Annotated in this window: 17 protein-coding genes; 2 read left to right on the forward strand and 15 right to left on the reverse strand. The window is 62.3% G+C overall.

Translation table 11 applies throughout. From position 1 onward, the window contains the following. Positions 1-166: 166 nt before the first annotated feature. From ACLK1G_RS17695 to ACLK1G_RS17750, 12 genes are all read right to left on the reverse strand, one after another. Positions 167-1189 (reverse strand): ABC transporter permease, encoded by a 1023-nt coding sequence (locus ACLK1G_RS17695; RefSeq protein WP_420766599.1) that lies wholly within the window; start codon positions 1187-1189, stop codon positions 167-169. Positions 1190-1277: 88 nt separating this feature from the next. Beyond that, positions 1278-2831: a sugar ABC transporter ATP-binding protein gene (locus tag ACLK1G_RS17700; protein ID WP_420766600.1), complete on the reverse strand. Its 1554-nt coding sequence runs from the start codon at positions 2829-2831 to the stop codon at positions 1278-1280. 72 nt (positions 2832-2903) lie between these two features. Continuing rightward, positions 2904-3830, reverse strand: coding sequence for a sugar ABC transporter substrate-binding protein (locus ACLK1G_RS17705; RefSeq protein WP_420766601.1), 927 nt, complete (start codon positions 3828-3830; stop codon positions 2904-2906). 53 nt (positions 3831-3883) lie between these two features. Then, positions 3884-4084 carry a hypothetical protein gene (locus ACLK1G_RS17710; protein ID WP_420766602.1) on the reverse strand — a complete coding sequence of 67 codons (201 nt, stop codon included), beginning with the start codon at positions 4082-4084 and terminating at the stop codon, positions 3884-3886. Between the two features lie 94 nt (positions 4085-4178). Further along, positions 4179-5231: a Gfo/Idh/MocA family protein gene (locus ACLK1G_RS17715; RefSeq protein ID WP_420766603.1), complete on the reverse strand. Its 1053-nt coding sequence runs from the start codon at positions 5229-5231 to the stop codon at positions 4179-4181. Positions 5232-5385: 154 nt separating this feature from the next. After that, a complete protein-coding gene (gene iolG, locus ACLK1G_RS17720; protein ID WP_420766604.1) occupies positions 5386-6396 on the reverse strand; it encodes a bifunctional inositol 2-dehydrogenase/D-chiro-inositol 1-dehydrogenase in 1011 nt (336 codons plus the stop codon). Positions 6397-6426: 30 nt separating this feature from the next. Beyond that, positions 6427-8358, reverse strand: a complete 1932-nt coding sequence (iolD, locus tag ACLK1G_RS17725) for a 3D-(3,5/4)-trihydroxycyclohexane-1,2-dione acylhydrolase (decyclizing) (RefSeq protein ID WP_420766605.1) — start codon at positions 8356-8358, stop codon at positions 6427-6429. Positions 8359-8522: 164 nt separating this feature from the next. Continuing rightward, complete coding sequence (locus tag ACLK1G_RS17730) at positions 8523-9344, reverse strand: TIM barrel protein (RefSeq protein ID WP_420766606.1); 822 nt, start codon at positions 9342-9344, stop codon at positions 8523-8525. Between the two features lie 32 nt (positions 9345-9376). Further along, positions 9377-10879, reverse strand: a complete 1503-nt coding sequence (locus ACLK1G_RS17735) for a CoA-acylating methylmalonate-semialdehyde dehydrogenase (RefSeq protein WP_420766607.1) — start codon at positions 10877-10879, stop codon at positions 9377-9379. Between the two features lie 30 nt (positions 10880-10909). Further along, positions 10910-11719, reverse strand: a complete 810-nt coding sequence (iolB, locus tag ACLK1G_RS17740; protein WP_420766608.1) for a 5-deoxy-glucuronate isomerase — start codon at positions 11717-11719, stop codon at positions 10910-10912. Next, a complete protein-coding gene (gene iolE / locus ACLK1G_RS17745; protein ID WP_420766609.1) occupies positions 11716-12609 on the reverse strand; it encodes a myo-inosose-2 dehydratase in 894 nt (297 codons plus the stop codon). Before iolE ends, iolB begins: the two co-directional genes overlap by 4 nt. 189 nt (positions 12610-12798) lie before the next feature. Then, positions 12799-14736 carry a bifunctional 5-dehydro-2-deoxygluconokinase/5-dehydro-2-deoxyphosphogluconate aldolase gene (locus ACLK1G_RS17750; protein ID WP_420766610.1) on the reverse strand — a complete coding sequence of 646 codons (1938 nt, stop codon included), beginning with the start codon at positions 14734-14736 and terminating at the stop codon, positions 12799-12801. Between the two features lie 313 nt (positions 14737-15049). Between ACLK1G_RS17750 and ACLK1G_RS17755 the strand changes: the two genes are divergently transcribed. Further along, positions 15050-15970 carry a MurR/RpiR family transcriptional regulator gene (locus tag ACLK1G_RS17755; RefSeq protein WP_420766611.1) on the forward strand — a complete coding sequence of 307 codons (921 nt, stop codon included), beginning with the start codon at positions 15050-15052 and terminating at the stop codon, positions 15968-15970. A gap of 33 nt (positions 15971-16003) precedes the next feature. Continuing rightward, complete coding sequence (locus ACLK1G_RS17760; RefSeq protein WP_420766612.1) at positions 16004-16615, forward strand: glutathione S-transferase; 612 nt, start codon at positions 16004-16006, stop codon at positions 16613-16615. Between the two features lie 50 nt (positions 16616-16665). Here the strand turns inward: ACLK1G_RS17760 and hcnC are convergent, their stop codons facing one another. Genes hcnC through hcnA form a run of 3 tightly spaced genes read right to left on the reverse strand, consistent with a single transcriptional unit; the run spans position 16666 to position 19644 of the window. Next, entirely contained in the window at positions 16666-17925 is a 1260-nt protein-coding gene (hcnC, locus tag ACLK1G_RS17765) for a cyanide-forming glycine dehydrogenase subunit HcnC (protein ID WP_420766613.1), read from the reverse strand. Then, on the reverse strand, positions 17918-19327 hold the full coding sequence (hcnB, locus tag ACLK1G_RS17770) for a cyanide-forming glycine dehydrogenase subunit HcnB (protein ID WP_420766614.1): 1410 nt from the start codon (positions 19325-19327) through the stop codon (positions 17918-17920). The genes hcnC and hcnB overlap by 8 nt, the downstream gene beginning before the upstream one ends. Further along, complete coding sequence (hcnA, locus tag ACLK1G_RS17775) at positions 19324-19644, reverse strand: cyanide-forming glycine dehydrogenase subunit HcnA (protein ID WP_420766636.1); 321 nt, start codon at positions 19642-19644, stop codon at positions 19324-19326. The genes hcnB and hcnA overlap by 4 nt, the downstream gene beginning before the upstream one ends.

Here is a 19644-nt window from a genome sequence, read left to right on the forward strand (position 1 = left end):
AACATGGGGAAAATGTCCGACAACCGCTTCAAATGCTGTCTGACAGGCTTCTGCCGGCCGTCGGAGTGCGTTTATAACAAGAAATTCGCTGCGATGGCTGTATCAAGAAGACAAATGGCAACGCCACGCGGGTCAGGCGTGGCGCTTTGTCGCAACCTCAGGCATGTCAGCGTTTGAGTTTGCGCTTGTTGCGGTACTGATCGATCACCACCGCGACGACAATGATCAGACCCTTGATGATGTCCTGGATATAGGCATCGACACCGACAAAGGTAAAACCACTGGCCATTACCCCGAGGATCAGCGCACCGATCACCGTCCCGGTGATGCGCCCCACTCCACCGGCCAGGCTGGTGCCGCCAATGACCGCCGCGGCGATCGCGTCGAGCTCGTAAGACATGCCCATGCCGGCCTGCCCGGTCGCCGCCCGCGCCGAGGCCACGACGCCGGCCAAGCCCGCCAGCAGCCCCGCGATGCTGTAGACGATCACCAGGTGGCGCTTGACGTTGATGCCCGAGGTCCGCGCCGCCTGCATGTTGCCGCCGATGGCGTAGGTGTATTTACCGTACTTGGTGTAGCGCAAGGCGACGTGGAAGATCACCGCCACCACCAGGAAGATGATCACCGGCATAGCGCCATGACCGATGGCGGTGTACGAATCGGACAACATGCTCACCGGCTGGCCTTCGGTGTAATAACGCGCCAAGCCACGGGCCGAGACCATCATGCCGAGGGTGGCGATAAAAGGCGGGATGCCGGTAACGGCGATGATGCTGCCGTTGATCGCCCCCGCCAGCAGCCCCACGCCGAGGCCCGCCACCACCGGTATCCACACGGGCAGGTCCGTCAGGGAAGGAAACACCGCCCGGGAAAAATCCGAAGTCTGGGCCAGGCTCGCGGCAATCATCGCCGACAACGCCAGCACCGAACCTGACGACAAGTCGATGCCGGTGGTGATGATCACCTGGGTCACGCCGATGGCCAGCAGGCCGATGATCGACACTTGCAGGATCATCAGCACCAGGCGCTGGGAGTTCATCAGGAAACTCTGGTCGCGCATGATCCAGCCGAACAGCTCGAACACCAGGCCGATGCCGATCAGCACCAGGAAAATGCTCAGTTCCGTGGGCAGCCGCCGACGCGTCCTGGCCGGTGCGGCGGCGGGTTTGTTTTCCAATATCGCGTTCATAGCCAATCACCTTTTTTATCTGTGGCGAGGAAGCTTGCTCCCTCGCCACGGGATTATTGCTCGACGTTATTGATTCGCCCGGCAGCCATCAGGACAGGCCCGACGCCAGTTGCATGACTCGTTCCTGGGTGGCTTCGCTGCGGTCGAGGGTGCCCATCAGGTCGCCTTCGTGCATCACCATGACGCGGTCGCTCATGCCCAGCACCTCAGGCAGCTCCGAAGAAATCATGATGACCGCCATGCCTTCGCTGGCGAGGTAGGCAATGAGTCGGTAGATCTCGGCCTTGGCGCCGACATCGATGCCGCGGGTCGGTTCGTCGAGGATCAGGATGCGCGGGTTGGTCATCAGCCAGCGGGCCAGCAAGGCCTTCTGCTGGTTACCGCCGGATAGAGTGTCGATGCACTGCTCCAGGGACGGTGTCTTGACCCGCAGCTTCTTGCACATGTCTTCGCACAGCGCACGCAGGGCTTTCTGCTGGATGAAACCGTTGCCGACGTAATGGGGCAGCACGGCCATTTCCATGTTCTCCAGCACTGACAGGCACGGGAACAGGCCACTGAGCTTGCGGTCCTCGGTCAACAGCGCGAAGCCCTTCTCGATCGCCATGTGCGGGTCGGTGATGCGCACCGGCTGGCCGTCCAGCAGGATCTCGCCGCCGGTACTCGGGGTCACGCCGAAGATCGCTTCGGCAACGTTGGTCCGGCCCGAGCCCATCAGCCCGGCGATGCCAAGGATTTCCCCGGCATGCAGGTCGAACGACACGCCTTTGAAAATGCCGTCCAGGCTCAGGTCGCGCACCGACAGGACCAAGTCACCGATGGGCTTGTCCCGCACCGGGAACAACTGGCTCAGTTCGCGTCCGACCATCATCGAAATCAGGCTGTCGCCGTCCATGCTGTCGGCCCGTTGCAGGCCGATATAGGCACCGTCGCGAAACACCGCCACTTCATCGGCGATGGCGAAGACTTCGTTCATTTTATGGGTGATGTAAATGATGCCCTTACCCTGCGCCTTGAGGTCGGCGATGATCGAGAACAAATGGGCGACTTCGGTCTCGGTGATGGCCGAAGTCGGTTCGTCCATGATCAGGATGTCGGAGTCATACGAGACGGCCTTGGCGATCTCCACCATCTGCCGTTCGGCAATGCTCAGGTTGCCCACCTGTTCCTCCGGGTCAAGCTTGATGCGCAAGCGCTCCAGCAACCGGGCGGTGCAGCGGTGCATTTCACCATGATCGATCATGTGCAGGCCGTTGAGCTGTTCGCGGCCGATCCAGATGTTTTCGGCGATGCTCATGTGGGGCATCAGGTTCAGTTCCTGGTGGATCATGGCGATCCCGGCCTGCAAGGCCGCCAGGGGGGTGTCGAAGGTTACCGGCTTGCCCCGCAGGCGCAGCTCGCCGGCGTCGGGCTGGTAGATGCCGGCGATGATCTTCATCAGCGTGGATTTGCCCGCACCGTTTTCCCCCATCAAGGCCAGCACCGAGCCGGGGCGTACCCGCAATTGCACGTCTGACAGGGCCACGACGCCAGGGAAGCCTTTGCTGACGTTGACGACCTCCAACAGGTACGGTTCGTCAGGTAATGCGTCCGGCCGGAACGTTGCCGCCGGGGCGCTCGAAGCAGTCGCTGATGCGAACATGGTGGGTACTCCCTGGGCAAGGTCGGCGCGGCGACCTTGCCTGTTTATTGTTGTGATGAAACAGGTGAAGCGTTACTTGAACTGATCGACGTTCTCCGGCGTGATCAAGCGATATGGCACCCAGACGGATTGCTCGACCGGCTGCTTCTTGACCATTTTCACCGCGGTATCGATCGAGCCGTCGGCTTGACCCTTGGCGTCCTGGAACACCGAGACCGCCATGTCGCCTTTCTTGATGGCGTTCAAGCCGTCCGGCGTGCCGTCGACCCCTGCGATCAACACGCTGCCCTTCTTGGCGCCCGTTTGCCTGAGGGCCATGGCGGCGCCAATGGCCATTTCATCGTTGTTGGACACCACGGCGTTGAACTCGCGGCCTTGGGTCAGCCAATCATTGACCAGGGTCATGCCCTTGTCCCGGGACCACGTGCCCGTCTGCTCCTGCTCGATCTTGATGTCCGGGTACTTGGCGAGGACTTCCTTGACGCCTTTGGTGCGGTTCGTGGTGGAGTTGTTCGCCAAATCGCCCAGCAGGATCACGATCTCACCCTTGCCGCCCATCTTGTCGGCCAGGTACTGCATCTGCATGCGCCCGGCCTCAAGGTCATCCGAGGCCACGGTGACCACGCCTTCCGGCAGTTTCGGGTCGTCCGGACGGCGGTTGACGTACACCAGCGGAATGCCGGCGGCCACGGCGGCCTTGGTGATGCGTTGGGTCGCGGCGGTGTCCACCGGGTTGACGATGAGCGCGTCGACCTTCTGGCTGATGAAGCTTTCTACCTGACTCAATTGCTTGACCACGTCGCTGCGCGCATCTTCGAACTGCAACGTGACGCCGTCCGGCAGGGCCTTGGCTTTCTTGTCCATGGACTCGCGCAGGTAGGTCAACCAGGTGTCATCGAACTGGGACATGCTGACGCCGATCTTCAGGTCCGCCAGGGCAGCGCCGCTGGCAAACATCAATGACAGGGCCAGCGAGGCAATACGGGTCTTGGTGTTCATGAACGTTCTTTCTCCACTTTTTTGTTGGTCTTATGGATAAGGCGTGACGGACTTCAGGAACGTGGTAAACGCACGATCGGTGCGCCGGGCATGCAGCACACCACGGCGCCCCTGCGCTGGATGCACAGGGCTTCGAACAAGGGAAGGATTGCGGACAGGCGCAAGGACAATGGCAGGTGAAACGCAGAGCGGTTGAAGGTTTTCATCGACGGTACCTGGCTGTGTTTCTTGTTTTTGTTTCGTCCTTCGTCCATTCAGGGCGAGCCTGGATAAACGCGGACAGGGTTGTCGGTAACCTGGAATCGACTTTATTGGAAAATATTTTCCATATCAACTCATTTTAGAATTTTATTCGTTTTTTATTCCATGTCCTACAGGCTCAGATAAACACACCACCTGACCCTGCTCCGCGCTCTGTCTTGCCGCGTCCAGGAGGCGTGTCGTGGCCAGGGCATCGCGGGCCGCAACGGGCAGCGGGCCGTCGCCCTGCAACGCTGTCTGTAGACGCTGATAGAACGCGAGCCAGCAGCCCCGTTCCGAGGCTACCCGCTCGCGCTCGGCACCGTGTTCGAACCAGCCCCAGCGCCGATGTTCTTCCGCGCCCCAACGTTCGCCCTCGGTGGCGGGGCTCAGTCCCGCCAACGCCAGGGCCTCCTGACCATCGAGGCCTTCGACGGTATAGCAGCCTTCACTGCCACTGACCCGAAACCTTGGGCGCGGAGCGCTTTGCAGGCAATTGCCGCTCAAGTGCGAGACCACACCGCTTGCGTGGACCAACGACATGAAAAAACCGTTGTCGTAGGCCTGGCCTGGCTGTCGATAATCCAGCTCGGCATACACCCGGGTCACCGGCCCGAACAATTGCAGCGCCTGGTCCACCAGATGGCTGCCCAAATCCCGCAGGAAGCCCCCGCCACTGGCTTTGCCCACCGAGGTCGGCGAGTAACGTTCGACGCTGGACTCAAAACGAATGACCTGCCCCAGGGCACCGGATGAAAGCAATTTGCGCACCGTCAGGAAATCCGAATCCCAGCGGCGGTTCTGGTACACGCTCAACGGTACGTTGCGTCGTTCGGCAGCCAACACCATCGCTTCGGCCTGCCCGGCATCAAGGGCGAATGGCTTGTCGCTGACCACCGCCACGCCGTGCTCGATGGCCTCCATCACAATGACGGGGCGCGCTTGCAGCGGCGTGGACACCACCACCGCATCGACGCCGGCCGCCACCAGTTGCTCAAGGCTATCGAAGGCCTGGACCCGCGGATGCTCGGTTGCCAATTGCTGGCGTCGCTCGGCGGAACGGGTCACCACCCCGACAAACGTAGCGCCCGGCAGGCTGCTGATGAGCGGCGCATGAAAAAACCGCCCGCCCTTGCCATAGCCGACTAGTCCGATTCGCATGAACACTCCTTATCTGTCATTGAACATGCCATCCCCTGTGGGAGCGAGCTTGCTCGCGATGGCGGTGGATCAGCCCGCATTGTCTTGACTGACCCACCGCTATCGCGAGCAAGCTCGCTCCCACAGTTGAACTGCATGCCCACGGGAAATGTGGTCAGCCGTAGAAACGCGGCCGCTCCGGCAGCTCGACCTTGATGATCTGCCCACTCTGCTGCGCTTGGACACAGGCATCCGCCGCCACCGCCGCGGCGAAACCATCCCAGGCCGACGGCCCGCCTACTTGCCCGGCACGCACGCCGTCGATGAACGCCTGCAATTCGACGTCATAAGCGGCGATGAAGCGATCCTTCCAATCCATCAGGATGGCATTGGACAGCTTGGCGCCGCTGCGCAGTTGCACCTGGGACGGTTCCGGCAGCTTGGCGATGCCGGTCTCCCCCACCACTTCGCATTGGATGTCGTAACCGTACTGGCAGTTGACGAACACCTCGACGTCGATCCGCGTGCCCTTGGCGGTTTCCAGCAGAACGATCTGCGGATCCCGCAGGTGGGCCAAAGCCTTGCTGCTCTTGCGCGGGAACACCACCTGTACCGACACATAGTCGTCGGCCAGCAGCCAACGCAGCACGTCCAGCTCATGGATCAGGGTATCGGTGATCGCCATGTCGGTCTTGTAGTTCTCCCCCACGCTCGGGTTGCGGTGGGCGCAATGCAGCATCAACGGCTCGCCGATCTGGCCGCTGTCGATCACCGATTTGAGCGCGCGGTAACCTTCATCGTAAGGGCGCATGAAGCCCACCTGCACCAGGCGCTTGCCGTGGGCCACTTCGGCGTCGACGATTTTGCGGCAGCCTTCGGCCGTGACCGCCAGGGGCTTTTCGCAGAACACCGGTTTGCCTGCCGCGATGGCCGCCAGCACGAACTCTTCATGGCTCGGCCCCCAGGAGGTGACAAGGATCGCCTCGACGTCCGGCGCCGCGATCAACGCGTGGCCGTCCGGATAGACCTCGGCGGTCAGTTTGAGGTCGGCCACCACTTTCGCCGCCTGGGCAAGGTTGATGTCAGTCACTGCCACCACCTGGCTGTTGAGCAAGGTCTGGCTGCAACGACGGATGTGGTCCTGGCCGATGGCCCCGGTGCCGATGACGCCCAGCTTCAAAGACATGTTGAACTCCTTATGTAGGTGTTGGCGCAATCAGTATTGACGGGCCTTGGCCAGTCGTTCGTTGAGGGTCTTGGCGACGGCATCGGTGCGGGCGCTGGTGGAGACCTGCGCCACGCCGACCCGCCACCAGGATAGGTACTTGTGGATCATGGTCTTGGGCAGGACCTTGATGTCGATCAGGGTCGAGACCGTCTGGCGCCGGGCGTCGGCCAATGCCGCGTACAACTCGTCCAACGTCTTGACCGTGTAGGTCTTGCAGCCATAGGCCGCCGCGCTCATGGCGAAATCCACCGGCACAAAGCCGCCATCGAGCTTGCCCGTCTCGGGGTTGCGGAAGCGGAACTCGGTGCCGAAGCTGTCCATGCCGTGTTCCATTTGCAGGTTGTTGATGCAACCGAAGGTCATGTTGTCCAGCAGCACGATGTTGATCTTGCGCCGCTCCTGGATGGAGGTTGCGAGTTCCGAGTGCAGCATCATGTAGGAGCCGTCGCCCACCAGCGCGTAGACCTCTTTATCGGGCTCGGCGAGTTTCACCCCCAGGGCGGCATTCACCTCATAGCCCATGCATGAATAAGCGTATTCGACGTGGTAAGTATTCACGCCCTTGCTGCGCCAACTGCGCTGCAGGTCGCCGGGCAGGCTGCCGGCGGCGGCGACGATGATGGCGTCGTCCGCCAGGGTTTCGTTGAGGGTGCCAAGCACGCGACTTTGGGTCAGGCAGGACCCCGTGAGCTCGATGAATTCACGAAACACTGCGGGGTCCATGTGATCGTTGATTTCCGGGACGAAGTCCTGGGTCTGGAAATCTGCCTGGTAGATCCGGTCCACTTCGGCGTCGAGCTGGGCCTTGGCGTCGGCGATCTGCGCGCCCCATTCGGCACGGTAGTCCCCCAGCTTGTCGGCCAGCGCCTCCAGGCCCGAACGGGCGTCGGCCAGCAGTTGCACGCCATCGAGTTTCAGCGCATCGCACGGGCTGATGTTGAGGTTGAGAAATTGCACGTCGCAATGCTGAAACAGCCATTTCGACGCCGTGGTGAAATCGCTGTAGCGGGTGCCGATGCCGATGATCAGGTCCGCTTCCTTGGCCAGCAGGTTCGCCGCCAGGCAGCCGGTCTCGCCAACGCCACCGACATTCAGCGGGTGGCTGGAGACGATGGCGCTTTTTCCCGCCTGAGTCTCGGCAAAGGGGATCTCGAAGCGCTCGGCAAAGGCTTGCAATGCAGCATTGGCCCCGGAGTACTTCACCCCGCCACCGCAGATGATCAATGGCTTGCGCTTGCCCTTGAACAACGCCAGGGCATCGCCGAGCATCGCTTCGGTGGCCGGCCGGCGGTCGATGCGGTGCACGCGTTTCTGCAAAAAACAATCCGGGTAATCGTAGGCTTCGGCCTGCACGTCCTGGGGCAGCGCCAGGGTCACCGCGCCGGTCTCGGCCGGGTCGGTGAGCACGCGCATGGCCTGGATCGCGGCGGTCATCAATTGCTCGGGGCGGTTGATGCGATCCCAGTATTTGCTCACGGCCTTGAAGGCATCGTTGGTGCTGATGCTCAGGTCATGGAATTGCTCGATCTGTTGCAGCACCGGGTCCGGCTGACGACTGGCATAGACATCGCCAGGTAACAGCAGCAGCGGGATGCGATTGGCCGTCGCGGTGGCGGCGGCGGTCAGCATGTTCGCCGCGCCGGGACCAACCGACGAGGTACAGGCGTAGATCCTGCGCCGCAGATGCTGCTTGGCAAACCCGATGGCGGCATGAGCCATGCCTTGTTCGTTGCGGCCCTGATGAACCACCAGGTCGCCGCTGTCCTGCTCCAGCGCCTGGCCCAGGCCCAGCACATTGCCGTGGCCGAAAATGGTAAACACCCCGGCGACGAACTTGCTCTGGACGCCATCGACCTCGACGTACTGGTTATCGAGAAATTTCACCAGGGCCTGGGCCATGGTCAGTCTTGTTGTGGTCATGCTTGCACCTTATTGGAATGCAAATCCGGCAAATTTACTCACCCCCTGTGGGAGCGAGCCTGCTCGCGAAAGCGGCCTGTCAGGCGACATCAGTGTTGGATGTACTGCCGCCTTCGCGAGCAGGCTCGCTCCCACAAGGGGATCTTCATCAAGTCAAAATCAGCTCAGGCCTGGGACTTCTGCAAGTGATTCATACTCGCCCCCAACGCTTGGCGAATATCGGCCAACTCATGAACACTTTCGGCAAACGGCTCGAAGGACAGGTAACCGTCATAGCCGCCGCGGAGCAGCGCCTCGATCTGCCCGGCATTGCCGAGAATATCCCCCTCGCCCACCAGCACTCGGTGGCCGTCGCGAATGGTCGCCAGTGGCGCTTGGGCATCCTCGACCCCTGAGATGTGAACCAGCCCGGTCAATTCAGGGAAGAACTCCTGCTCGCCGGCCAGATGGTGATGGAAGGTGTCATGCACCAGGCGAAACACATCCAGCCCGTCGGTGGCCTTGATCGCTTCCACCGCCGTGCGCTTGCGGCGTAGCGAGCACTCTGCAAAACCCAAGGGTTCGATGAAACCGTAGATGCCGAAGGCGCGCAGGATCGGCGCAAGTTCACTTAAGGCAGTACGCAAACCCGCCGCTCGCTCGACCTCGCTGCGCGGATCGGCGCGATCGTTGAGCGGGCACATCACCAATCCATCGGCGCCACACTCGCGGGCGTAATCGGCCAGGCGCACGGCCTGGGCACGGCGCTCTTCGTTCCACACATCGAACGGGTACAGGGCGTTGATGGAAAGCACTTTGATACCGCGCGCCTCGCACAACTCGCGGACATGGGCCGGCGGCATGCCGTCTTCGATCTCGACACCTTTGAGGTCATTGCGAATCTCGATGGCATCGGTCTTCAACGCCAGCGCCAGGTCGATGAAAGCAGGCAGTGACAGGCGCGGGGCAACCATTCGATTCAAGGCAAAACGCAGGGGCTTGTTCATTGTTGTTCTCCCTCCGGCATTCATGAAATGAGTTATTGGGCAGTGGGCATGCTGAACTCGGGGCCCTTGGCGATGCTGTCGGGCCAGCGCTGCATCACGCTCTTGTAGCGGCTGTAGAAACGCAGGCCTTCCTCGCCATAGGCATGGTGATCCCCGAACAGCGAACGCTTCCAGCCGCCAAAGGAGTGCCAGGCCATGGGCACCGGGATCGGCACGTTGATGCCCACCATGCCGACCTTGATGCTGCGGGCGAACGCCCGGGCGATGCCGCCATCACGGGTGAAGCACGACACGCCGTTGCCAAACTCATGGGCATTGATCAGCGCCACCGCCGTGGCGAAATCCGGCACACGAACGATGCCCAGCACCGGGCCGAAAATCTCCTGTTGGTAGATGCTCATCTCGGCGGTGACCTGGTCGAACAGCGTCGCGCCGACAAAAAATCCCTGCTCGGCCCCCGGCACCTTGAAGCCCCGGCCGTCGACGATCAGTCGCGCACCCTCGGCCACGCCAGCATCGATGAAGCCTTCTACCTTGGCCTTGTGTTCGGCGGTGACCAACGGCCCCATGTCGGTGCCGGGCTGCTGGCCATTGCCGACTTTCAGTTGGTCGATACGTGGCAACAGTCGGGCGATCAGCTCATCGCCCACGTCGCCCACCGCCACCGCGATGGAAATCGCCATGCAGCGCTCGCCGGCAGAACCGTAGGCCGCGCCGATCAGCGCGTCCGCCGCCTGGTCGAGGTCGGCATCGGGCATGACGATCATGTGGTTCTTCGCCCCACCCAGGGCCTGCACGCGCTTACCGTGCGCCGTACCCTGCTGGTGGATGTATTCGGCGATGGGCGTGGAGCCGACAAAGGAGATCGCCTCGATGTCCGGGTGCTGCAATAGCGCATCCACGGCCGCCTTGTCGCCCTGGACGACATTGAATACGCCGTCCGGCAGGCCGGCTTCGGTCAGCAAGCGGGCCATCAGCAAACTGGCGGACGGGTCGCGTTCCGAAGGCTTGAGGATGAAGCAGTTGCCGGCAACCAGCGCCAGGGGAATCATCCACAACGGCACCATGACCGGGAAATTGAACGGCGTGACGCCGGCGCAAACACCCAGAGGCTGACGCAGGTTCCAGTTGTCGATGCCGCCGCCGATGTTGTCGCTGAAATCGGTCTTGAGCAGGCTCGGCGCACCGCAGGCGTACTCGACGATTTCGATACCGCGGGTGACTTCGCCGTGGGCGTCGGACAGCACCTTGCCGTGTTCACGGCTGATGATCTGCGCCAACTCATCATGGTGGCGGTCGAGCAATTCCTTGAACTTGAACATCACCCGCGACCGTCGCAACGACGATTGCTCGGACCAGGCCGGGAACGCCGCCAGCGCCGAGGCCACCGCTGCCTCGACGGTACTCGGCTCGGCCAGGGCCACCCGGGCCTGCACCGCGCCGGTGGCCGGGTTGAAGACATTGCTGGAGCGAGCGGTGTCGCCATCCTGCACTTGGCCGTTGATGTAATGGCCTATTACCGGGGTGTCGCTCATTGTCCTGGTTCTCCGTTGGAATGTTCGAATTCAGAGGTCGAGCAGCCAGCTGTGCTGCGGGTCGTTATGGAACTGCCAGACCCGCTTCGGACCGGCCATGACATTCAGGTAATACGACTCGTACCCGTAGGGCACGCTGACCGGGTGGTAACCCTTGGGCACCACCACCAGGTCACTGTTTTCCACGGCCATGGCCTGGTCGATGCTGCGGTCGTCGGTGTAGACCCGCTGGAACACGAAGCCCTGGGACGGGTTGACCTGGTGGTAGTAGGTCTCTTCGAGAAAGCTCTGGTGCGGCAGGTCGTCGGTGTCGTGCTTGTGGGGCGGATAGCTGGACGAATGACCGGACGGCGTGCGCACTTCCACCACCAGCAGCGAGTGGGCCGGTTCGCTGTCGGGCAGGATGTCGCAGACATAACGGGTATTGGCGCCCTTGCCGCGAACGCTGCGTTTCATGCTTTGCGGGCGGATCAGTCGTGGTCCGTATTCATTGCTGGCCGCGCCCGGCGCGGCGCACACCGCTACTTGCACGTCGCTCAAGGCCGTCACCTGGGCCTGGCTGCCGGGTGGCAGGTATGCGGCGTAGGGGGATTTATCCTCGAACACCGAGTGGCGGTCACCGAGGTTGTCCCAGTTGAAGGTTCCCTGCCCCGGCGCTTCGCCCTTGAGGTCGATACGCCCGCTGAGCAAGACCACACACAACTCCTTGTCACCGGCCATCACCGGAAGGGTTTCTCCGAGGCACAGGCGGTAGGCCGCGAAGCCCACGTAATCCAACGCACCATGGGGCAGTTCGACCAGTTTCTGGCCGCCGGGATTGCTCTTGATCAACAGGCTCATGCCGGCATCCTCTCTTGCAGCAGGGCACGCAAGGTGTCGTAGCCCTTCTTGGCGTAGACATAACTCGGCGCCACGGCGGGGTCCTGCTCGGCTTCCACCACCAGCCACCCTTGGTAGTCGGCAGCCAGCAGGACGTCGAGCAACGCAGCGAAATCGATGTCGCCATCCCCCGGCACGGTGAAGGTGCCATTGATGATGCAGTCGGGGAAACTCCAGAGGTTGTTGCGCGCCAGCTGCACCACGGGTTTGCGCACGTCCTTGAAATGCACGTGACAGATGCGCTCGATGTGCTTGTGCAAGACTTGCAGCGGTTCGCCACCGCCCATGTAGCAATGGCCAGAGTCGAACAGCAGGCCCACTTCGCTGCCGGTCAGGGCCATCAGCTTGTCGATGTCCGAAGGCGATTCGACGTAGGCGCCCATATGGTGGTGATAGGCCAGTCGCACGCCCTGGGACAGGGTGAAGCGCGCCAGTTCGGTGAGCTTGTCGGCGTAGGCTTGCCAGGCTTCGTCGGTGTGAAAGCGCGGGCGTTCGATCAATGGGATGCGCTGGCCCTGGATGGAGTCAGCCACTTCGCCATAGACCAATACCGTCGCGCCGTTCTGCGCCAGCAGTTCGACATGGCTGGCGATGGCGTCGATTTCCTCGGCCGCCGAACGCCGCGCCAATCGACTGGAATACCAGCCGGAAACCAGCGCCAGGTCGTACGGGCGCAACACATCGCCGACGCCCTTGGCGTCCTTGGGGAACTTGCCGTTGAGCTCAAACCCTTCGTAGCCGATTTCCTTGCCTTCGCTCAGCGCCGTGCTCAAGGGCGTCTCGCCGCCAAGGGACGGCAGGTCGTCGTTGCTCCAGGAAATCGGGTTGATGCCAATTCGAATAGCGGGCATGGCTGCACCTTTTATTGTTGTCTCTAATGTTCAGCCGATCACCTGTGGCGAGGGAGCTTGCTCCCGCTCGGCTGCGAAGCAGTCGCAAAACCTATGGATGCGGTTTACCTGTCGAATCAAGGGTGGCTGATTTGGGACTGCTTCGCAGTCCAGCGGGAGCAAGCTCCCTCGCCACAAAAGCCCTGTCCATCAAGCCCGGGCACTGCGCCACGCCTCGATCAATTCCACAAACCGCCCCTGCACGTCCCGGATCAACGTTTCGTCATCGATCTCCCCGGCCATCCAGGCCCGGCTCGGCTCCTGGAAAATCGTCCGGCCCACGGCAAAGCCCCGGCAGGTGGTGCTCTGGCTGGCCTGGCGGAAGCCCTCGGCCAATGCGGCGGCCGGGGCGTTGAGGCCCAGCAGCACCACGCCACGGCAGTACGGGTCGCGCTGCTGGATCAACTCGTCGAGTTGCTTCCACTCTTGGGCCGTCTGCGCTTCGATCTTCCACCACGCCGGGAAAATACCCAGGTTGTAGAGGCGCTTGAGGGCGCGATAGAGCACGTCCGGATGGGCTGATGGATGATCCTTCGGCGGGATGACTTCCAGCAGCAACTCATGACCGCTGACCTGGGACGCCTTGTACAAGCCCATCAACTGAGCCTCTTGTTCCAGGCGCAGCAGCGGTTCGTCGTCGGGGTGAAATTGAACCAGGCATTTGATGATCTGTTCCTGCGGCCAGGCAATCAGGTTGCTGCCGATGGAGCGCCCGTGCTCGAACGCCAGCGGCCGCGAGCCCTGCACTTCCACCGGCCGCGCCACCCACCAGCCACGCCCGGTGGCCGCGTTGAGGGAGTCCTGGCCAAAGCGCTGGTCGGCCAGCAAACCGACATCGGCGGCGATACCCTGGCGTTGCAGGTCGACCTCGACCCGCTGCACAGCCTGGATGAACAGTTGCTTGAGCTCGCTGATACTGTCGAGGCCACGCCCGCCGCGCTGAGCCAGTTCCACCAGTTGCCAGCGATGGTCGAAGGCGAAGATGAACAACTGCTTCCAGGCCCTGCGCGGCACGCTCACCTGATGCAGCCGTTGCAGCGCGGCATCCTGGTCCGGTCGGGTGATGGGCACCGGGCTGTTGAACAAATAGTCGAGTTCGGCCCGGGTCGGCATCGCCGGAGCGCAGGCATGGCGCGAAACCACCAGGCCACCGCAGGCATTGGCCAACTGGCAGCAGCGCTCATCGTCGGCGTCCTCCAGCCAACCGGCGAGGAACCCGGACATGAACGCATCACCGGCACCCAGCACATTCAAGACTTCGACCCTAACGCCCGGGTAAATGGCGCCGTCTTCCAATCGGTTCGGGATGTCACCGTGGATCACCGTGCATCCTTGTGGACCGAGCTTGACCACCAGGGTTGCCGCCGTCAGCGCGCGCACCGTACGCAGCGCGGCCAGCAGGTCCTCGCTGCCGCCAGCGATAAGGAATTCTTCCTCGGTGCCGACGATCAGGTCGAAACGCGCCAGGATGCCTTGCACGTGCTGGCTGACCTTGCGGTCGGCAACGAAACGGGTTTCACCGTCGGCCTTGCTCGCCAGGCCCCAGAGGACCGGGCGGTAATCGATGTCGAGAACGCATTTGACGTTGTGTTTTCGGGCATGGTCCAGCGCCTGGATGCTCGCGTTGTAGACGCCTTCGGTAGAGAAATGAGTGCCGGTGATCAGCAGCGCCTTGCTGGAAGCGATAAAGGTTTCGTCGATGTCTTCGGCCCGCAGCGCCATGTCCGCGCAGTTTTCCCGGTAGAACACCAGGGGAAAGGTCTCGCGATCCTTGATACCCAGCAAGACCATGGCGGTCAGGCGCTCGGCATCGACCTTGATGCCGCTGACGTCACAGCCTTCCCGGGCGAGGGACTGCACCAGGAAACGCCCCATGTGATCGTCGCCTACACGGCTCAACATCGCCGATTTCAGCCCCAGGCGGGCCGTACCGAAGGCGATGTTGGCCGACGATCCACCCAGGTACTTGGCAAAACTGCTGACATCTTCCAGCCGCGCGCCGACCTGCTGCGCATAGAGATCGACGCCCAGGCGTCCCAGGCAGATGACATCCAATTGACGCCCACTGGCAAAACGAGTCTGGCCCATGCTGGCTCCTGTTATTTTTATCAGCCTGCGCTTGACGTCGGAACCGACGCCAACGCTTTGGTGGATGCAGACTAAAACGAGCAAGCGCCAAGAATCAATATTTTTTCCATATATTTTTATCGTGGAATATTTTTTCCAATATGCTATTGCTCAACCGGGCCAGACGCGGTGCATCGTTTCAGCAGGCGCCACAACTTCGTTCACCCATGATTTTCCTCCCGCCTACGCTGTAGACTGCGACCAGCCAACCTATTGTCGAGGATCGGCCCGTTTTTCAGGGGCGTCCTATAAGAACAAGCCAGAAGGATTTCCTATGACCCGCCCCGATCTGCCGGCGCCGTCCGAGAGCGCGTCCGAAGCCGCCCTCCCCAGCCCACCGATCAATGCCGAGCGGCTGTTGCAACTGATCACCGAGGAATACGAGGGCCTGCCGCGCCAACTCAAGCGCATCGCCAGCTACATGAGCCAGCAAAGCGACCGGATCATGGTGGATCGCATCAGCGACATTGCGCGCGAATGTGAAGTGCATCCCTCGGCCATCGTGCGCTTTTCCCAGCGTTTCGGCTTCAGCGGGTTCAGCGAAATGCAGGCTTTGTTCCGCGAGGCATACACCCACAAGACCACGCCGGTACAGAACTACCAGCAACGCATTCGCAGCATGATCGCCAACAAGTCCCAGAAGGCCAGTGCCGGCGACCTGGCCCGGGAATGCGTCAACGCGACCCTGTCGGGCATCGAACGCCTGGGGTTGGAACTCGAAGACGAGGCGTTCGAAAAAGCCGTGGACCTGGTGGTCAACGCCGACAACATCTATGTCGTTGGCGTGCGGCGCTCATTCGCGGTGGCCGATTACCTGGTCTACAACCTGCAGCACACCAACAAGCGCATTCATCTGGTTTCCGGCCTGGGCGGCAGTTACCGCGAGCAGATGCGCAGCGTGCGGGCCAACGACCTGGTGATTGCCATCAGCTTTACGCCCTACGGCAAGGAAACCCAGCACTGCCTGCGCATTGCCCAGCATCACCAGGCGAAGACACTGATCATCACCGACAGCAACTTGTCGCCGCTGGCCAAGCGGGCCAACGCGGTGTTGCTGGTCAACGAAGGCAGCTCCTTCGCGTTCCGCTCGTTGAGCGCCACGTTGTGCCTGTGCCAGGCGTTGTTCATCGCCGTGGCCTACCGCCTCGAACTCAAAGTCGATGAAATCCATGAACAGGTCGGCTTCGAGGATTGATACCCGACCTGCCAAACCGCTGAAGGAGAAGCCATGAAACTGATCGGCATGTTGGACTCGCCCTACGTGCGACGCGTCGCCATTTCCGCCAAATGCCTAGGGATTGCCCTAGAACACGAATCGGTGTCGGTGTTCCGGCAATTCGAGCATTTCCAGAGCATCAACCCGGTGGTCAAGGCCCCCACGCTGGTGATGGATGATGCCTCGGTGTTGATGGATTCCACCTTGATCATCGATTACCTGGAGGCACTGGCCGGCCCGGCGAACAGCCTGATGCCGTCCGATCCAGCCCAACGATTGCGCTCCTTGCAATTGGTCGGGCTGGCGCTGGCGGCGTGCGAAAAGTCGGTGCAGATCTATTACGAACGCACCCTGCGACCGGCGGATATCCAACATGCTCCGTGGCTGTCACGAATTTCGGGCCAGTTGCTGGCCGCCTACGGTGAGCTGGAGCAAGCCCTGGCAAAACAACCGCTGCCCACCGATGGTTCCATCGATCAGGCCGGCATCACCGTCGCCGTGGCGTGGACCTTCACCAACCTTTTGGTGGCGGATCAAGTACAGGGCAAGTCCTTCCCGCAGATCAGCGCATTCACCGCCTATGCCGAAGGGTTGGAAGCCTTTGTCAGCACGCCGGTGGAATGACGGCTGGATACATGCCTTTGTGGGAGCGAGCAAGCTCGCTCCCACAGGGTTCAGGCCGGTTCCATTTTTCTAGGCTCTGGAGTCGGCGCTACCTCGAAGCGGTCGGCCAGGAATGGCGTGATGTCCAGTGGCAGCGGCTCCTGGTTCACCAGTTTGTCCAGCAGCACGCCGGTGATGGCCGAGGTCAGGATACCGGTGCGAAAGTGCCCGCAGGCGTTGAGGTAGCCCTCGACACCGCGCATCGGCCCCAGGATCGGTAGCTCATCGGGTGAGCCTGGACGCAGGCCGGCCCAGGTGCGCTTCAGGTTGATATCGACCAGTTGCGGGATACAGCGCACGGCACCCTGTACCAGCCCTTCGATCTCCGGGTAGGTGGTGGTCACGTCGAACCCTTTGTCCTCCGTGGTGCTGCCGATGAGGATTTCGCCGTTGTCTTTCTGCGCCACATAGCAGTCGCTGGTGGTCAGGCAGCCATTGAGGATTTTGGGCATGCGCTCGGTCAAGAGGATCTGGCCCTTGACTGGCTTGACCGGGATCCGCACGCCCGTTGCCTGCTCGCTCAGGTCCGCCGCCCAGGCGCCGGCGGCGTTGATCAAGGTCTGGCAAGTGAATGTACCGGCCTCGGCGGTCTTCACGCCGGTGACCCGCGTCCCGCTTCGCAACACGTCAGTCACGTTGGTGTTGAAGAACAGGTCGACACCGTTCTGCCGCGCGCCCTCGGTGTAGGCGTCTGCCAGGCGGAATGGGCTGACCTGATGGTCGCACAGGAATTCCAGGGCACCCCGGGCCTCGTGGCTGACGTTCGGCTCGGCCTCGCGCAATGCCGCCTGGTCGAGCCAGCGCACCTGATCGGCCAGATGAGGAATGCAGGCGACGATATGCTCGGCATACAACCGATCTTCATCGTCGTAGATCACGAACTTGAGCCCGGTCCGTTCGAACTTGAAATCCATGCCATGACGATCGAACAGTTCCCGGTGCAATTGCGGGTACATCGCGTTGGACTGCAAGGCGAATTCGAAAAACGAGTCGGGCAGGATGTGCGGCGTGCTGGCATCCACCGCCACGGCGGCGCCCTGGGTCTGGCGCTTGCGATTGGCTGACATCATCCTGAAGAAAATCACCCCGCAACCCAGGCCCACCGATTCGCCAATGGCCCAGAGGCCACCCGCCGAGGCGCGGGTGGCGTTGCCTGGACGCTTGGCGTCGATCAGGGCGATCTTCAGATGGTTGCGCTTGGACAGCTGGTAAGCGCAGGAGGCGCCGATCACGCCGCCACCGGCAATCACAACATCGTAATGCCTAATCATGGGAAACGGCCTCCGTGCCGAGGTACTGGAACGCTGAAAAAGGAACAGGATCTATGGGGAAACGTGGCCGCAGCCACCCTACATCAGCGCGCCCGGTGGCCTCGCGCAACCGGTCGCTGCAATAACCGACGCACATGCGCCCCTGGCAGTCGCCCATGCTCACGCGGGTGCGCATCTTCAGGCTGGCCATGTCTTGCACGCCCTGCGCCAGGGCCCGGTCGATGTCTGCGCGGGTGGCATGTTCGCAGCGGCAGATCACCGTGTCGGCGGCAGGCAGCGCCGTTTGGCCCGCCCCACGCTGGGTGTAGCGATCGACCGCGGCGCGAAAACGAATGATGCGGTCCAGTTGTGCCTGGTACCGCTCGCGACGCCCGAGGGCTGCCGCCTCATCCAGGACATTGCGTTGCACCAGCACCGACAGCGCCGCGATGCGCCCGCTCAGCATGGCTGCTTCTCCCCCGCGAATCCCGCCCATGTCGCCCGCCAGATGGACATGCGCCTCGCTGCCCCGTTGCCAGGCATCGGACTCGGCACGCAGATAGCCGTCGTCGCTGAAGCCATGTTCCAGGCCCATCTGCTGGCTCAGCTGGGTGCGCGGGATAAATCCGTAGCCGACGGCCAACGTCTGGGCCGGCACCTGTTCGGCGCGCGCAAGGTCCGGTTCCCAATTTACGGAGTACGGCGCTACGGTCACGGCGCTCAACTCGCCCTCGCCTTCGGCACGCACCACGCCCCAGCCATAGCGCACGGGGATGCGATGGCGCTTGAGGTACGCGAGCATGCCCAGGCCGTCGAGGAACAGTTGCGGCTTGTTCAGCAGCGCTAGGCTTTCCTTGGCGATCCTGCCGAACGCACACGCCTCATAGACACCCGCCACGGTGACGCCCGAGGCGTGAAGCTGACAGGCCACCAATGGCAATAACGGGCCCGTCCCGGCGATCACCACCGGGCTCGGCGGCTTGACCACGCCGCTCTTGATCTGCAGCTGCAAGCCGCCAAGCATCATCACGCCCGGGAGGGTCCAGCCAGGGAACGGTACGCTGCGTTCATGGCACCCCGCTGCCAGGATCAACTGCGAATAGGCAACCGACCGCAAGCGCTCGTGCGCATCGAGCAGGGTCAGCGCCCGGAATCCCTCCGCCCCGATGACACGGCTGCCCAATTGCACGTCGATCAGGTCGGCGTGGCGCTGGAAGTCCCCGTGGAGCTTCTCCAACGCTTCGCTGTAGCGGGCCCCCAGGTAATCCAGGCATACGCCATCGCGCAAGGGGCCGCGATACACCACGCCACCGAGGCGCGGCGCCTCTTCGAGCAAGGTGCAGCGCACCCCGTGGGAGGCCAGCTCGGTAGCCGCCGCCATGCCCGCCGGCCCGCCGCCTACGATGACCGGATCGAGGTTCATGGCGCCTCCGTTTCAGCAATGCGGTTGGCCCGGGTCTCGATCTGCATGCCGGGGCGCACGAGAGTCTGGCAGGCGCGGCGCTTATGGCGACCATCGATCTTGACCAGGCAGCAGTGGCAAACCCCCATGCCGCAATAGGCGCCACTGATCTGGTCGTGGTCGTTGCGGGCCACCTGCCGGCGACCCAGGGCCTGGATCACGGTAAGCACGGTTTCGCCCTGGGCGGCATTGACAGCCTGTCCGTCCAGGAGCACGGTCATGTCAGCCTCGAGCGGCTGGATATCGTATTGTCGGTGTATGAGGTCTTGAGGTTGCAT

Source organism: Pseudomonas algeriensis (genome assembly GCF_048847255.1).
Classification (GTDB): Bacteria; Pseudomonadota; Gammaproteobacteria; order Pseudomonadales; family Pseudomonadaceae; genus Aquipseudomonas.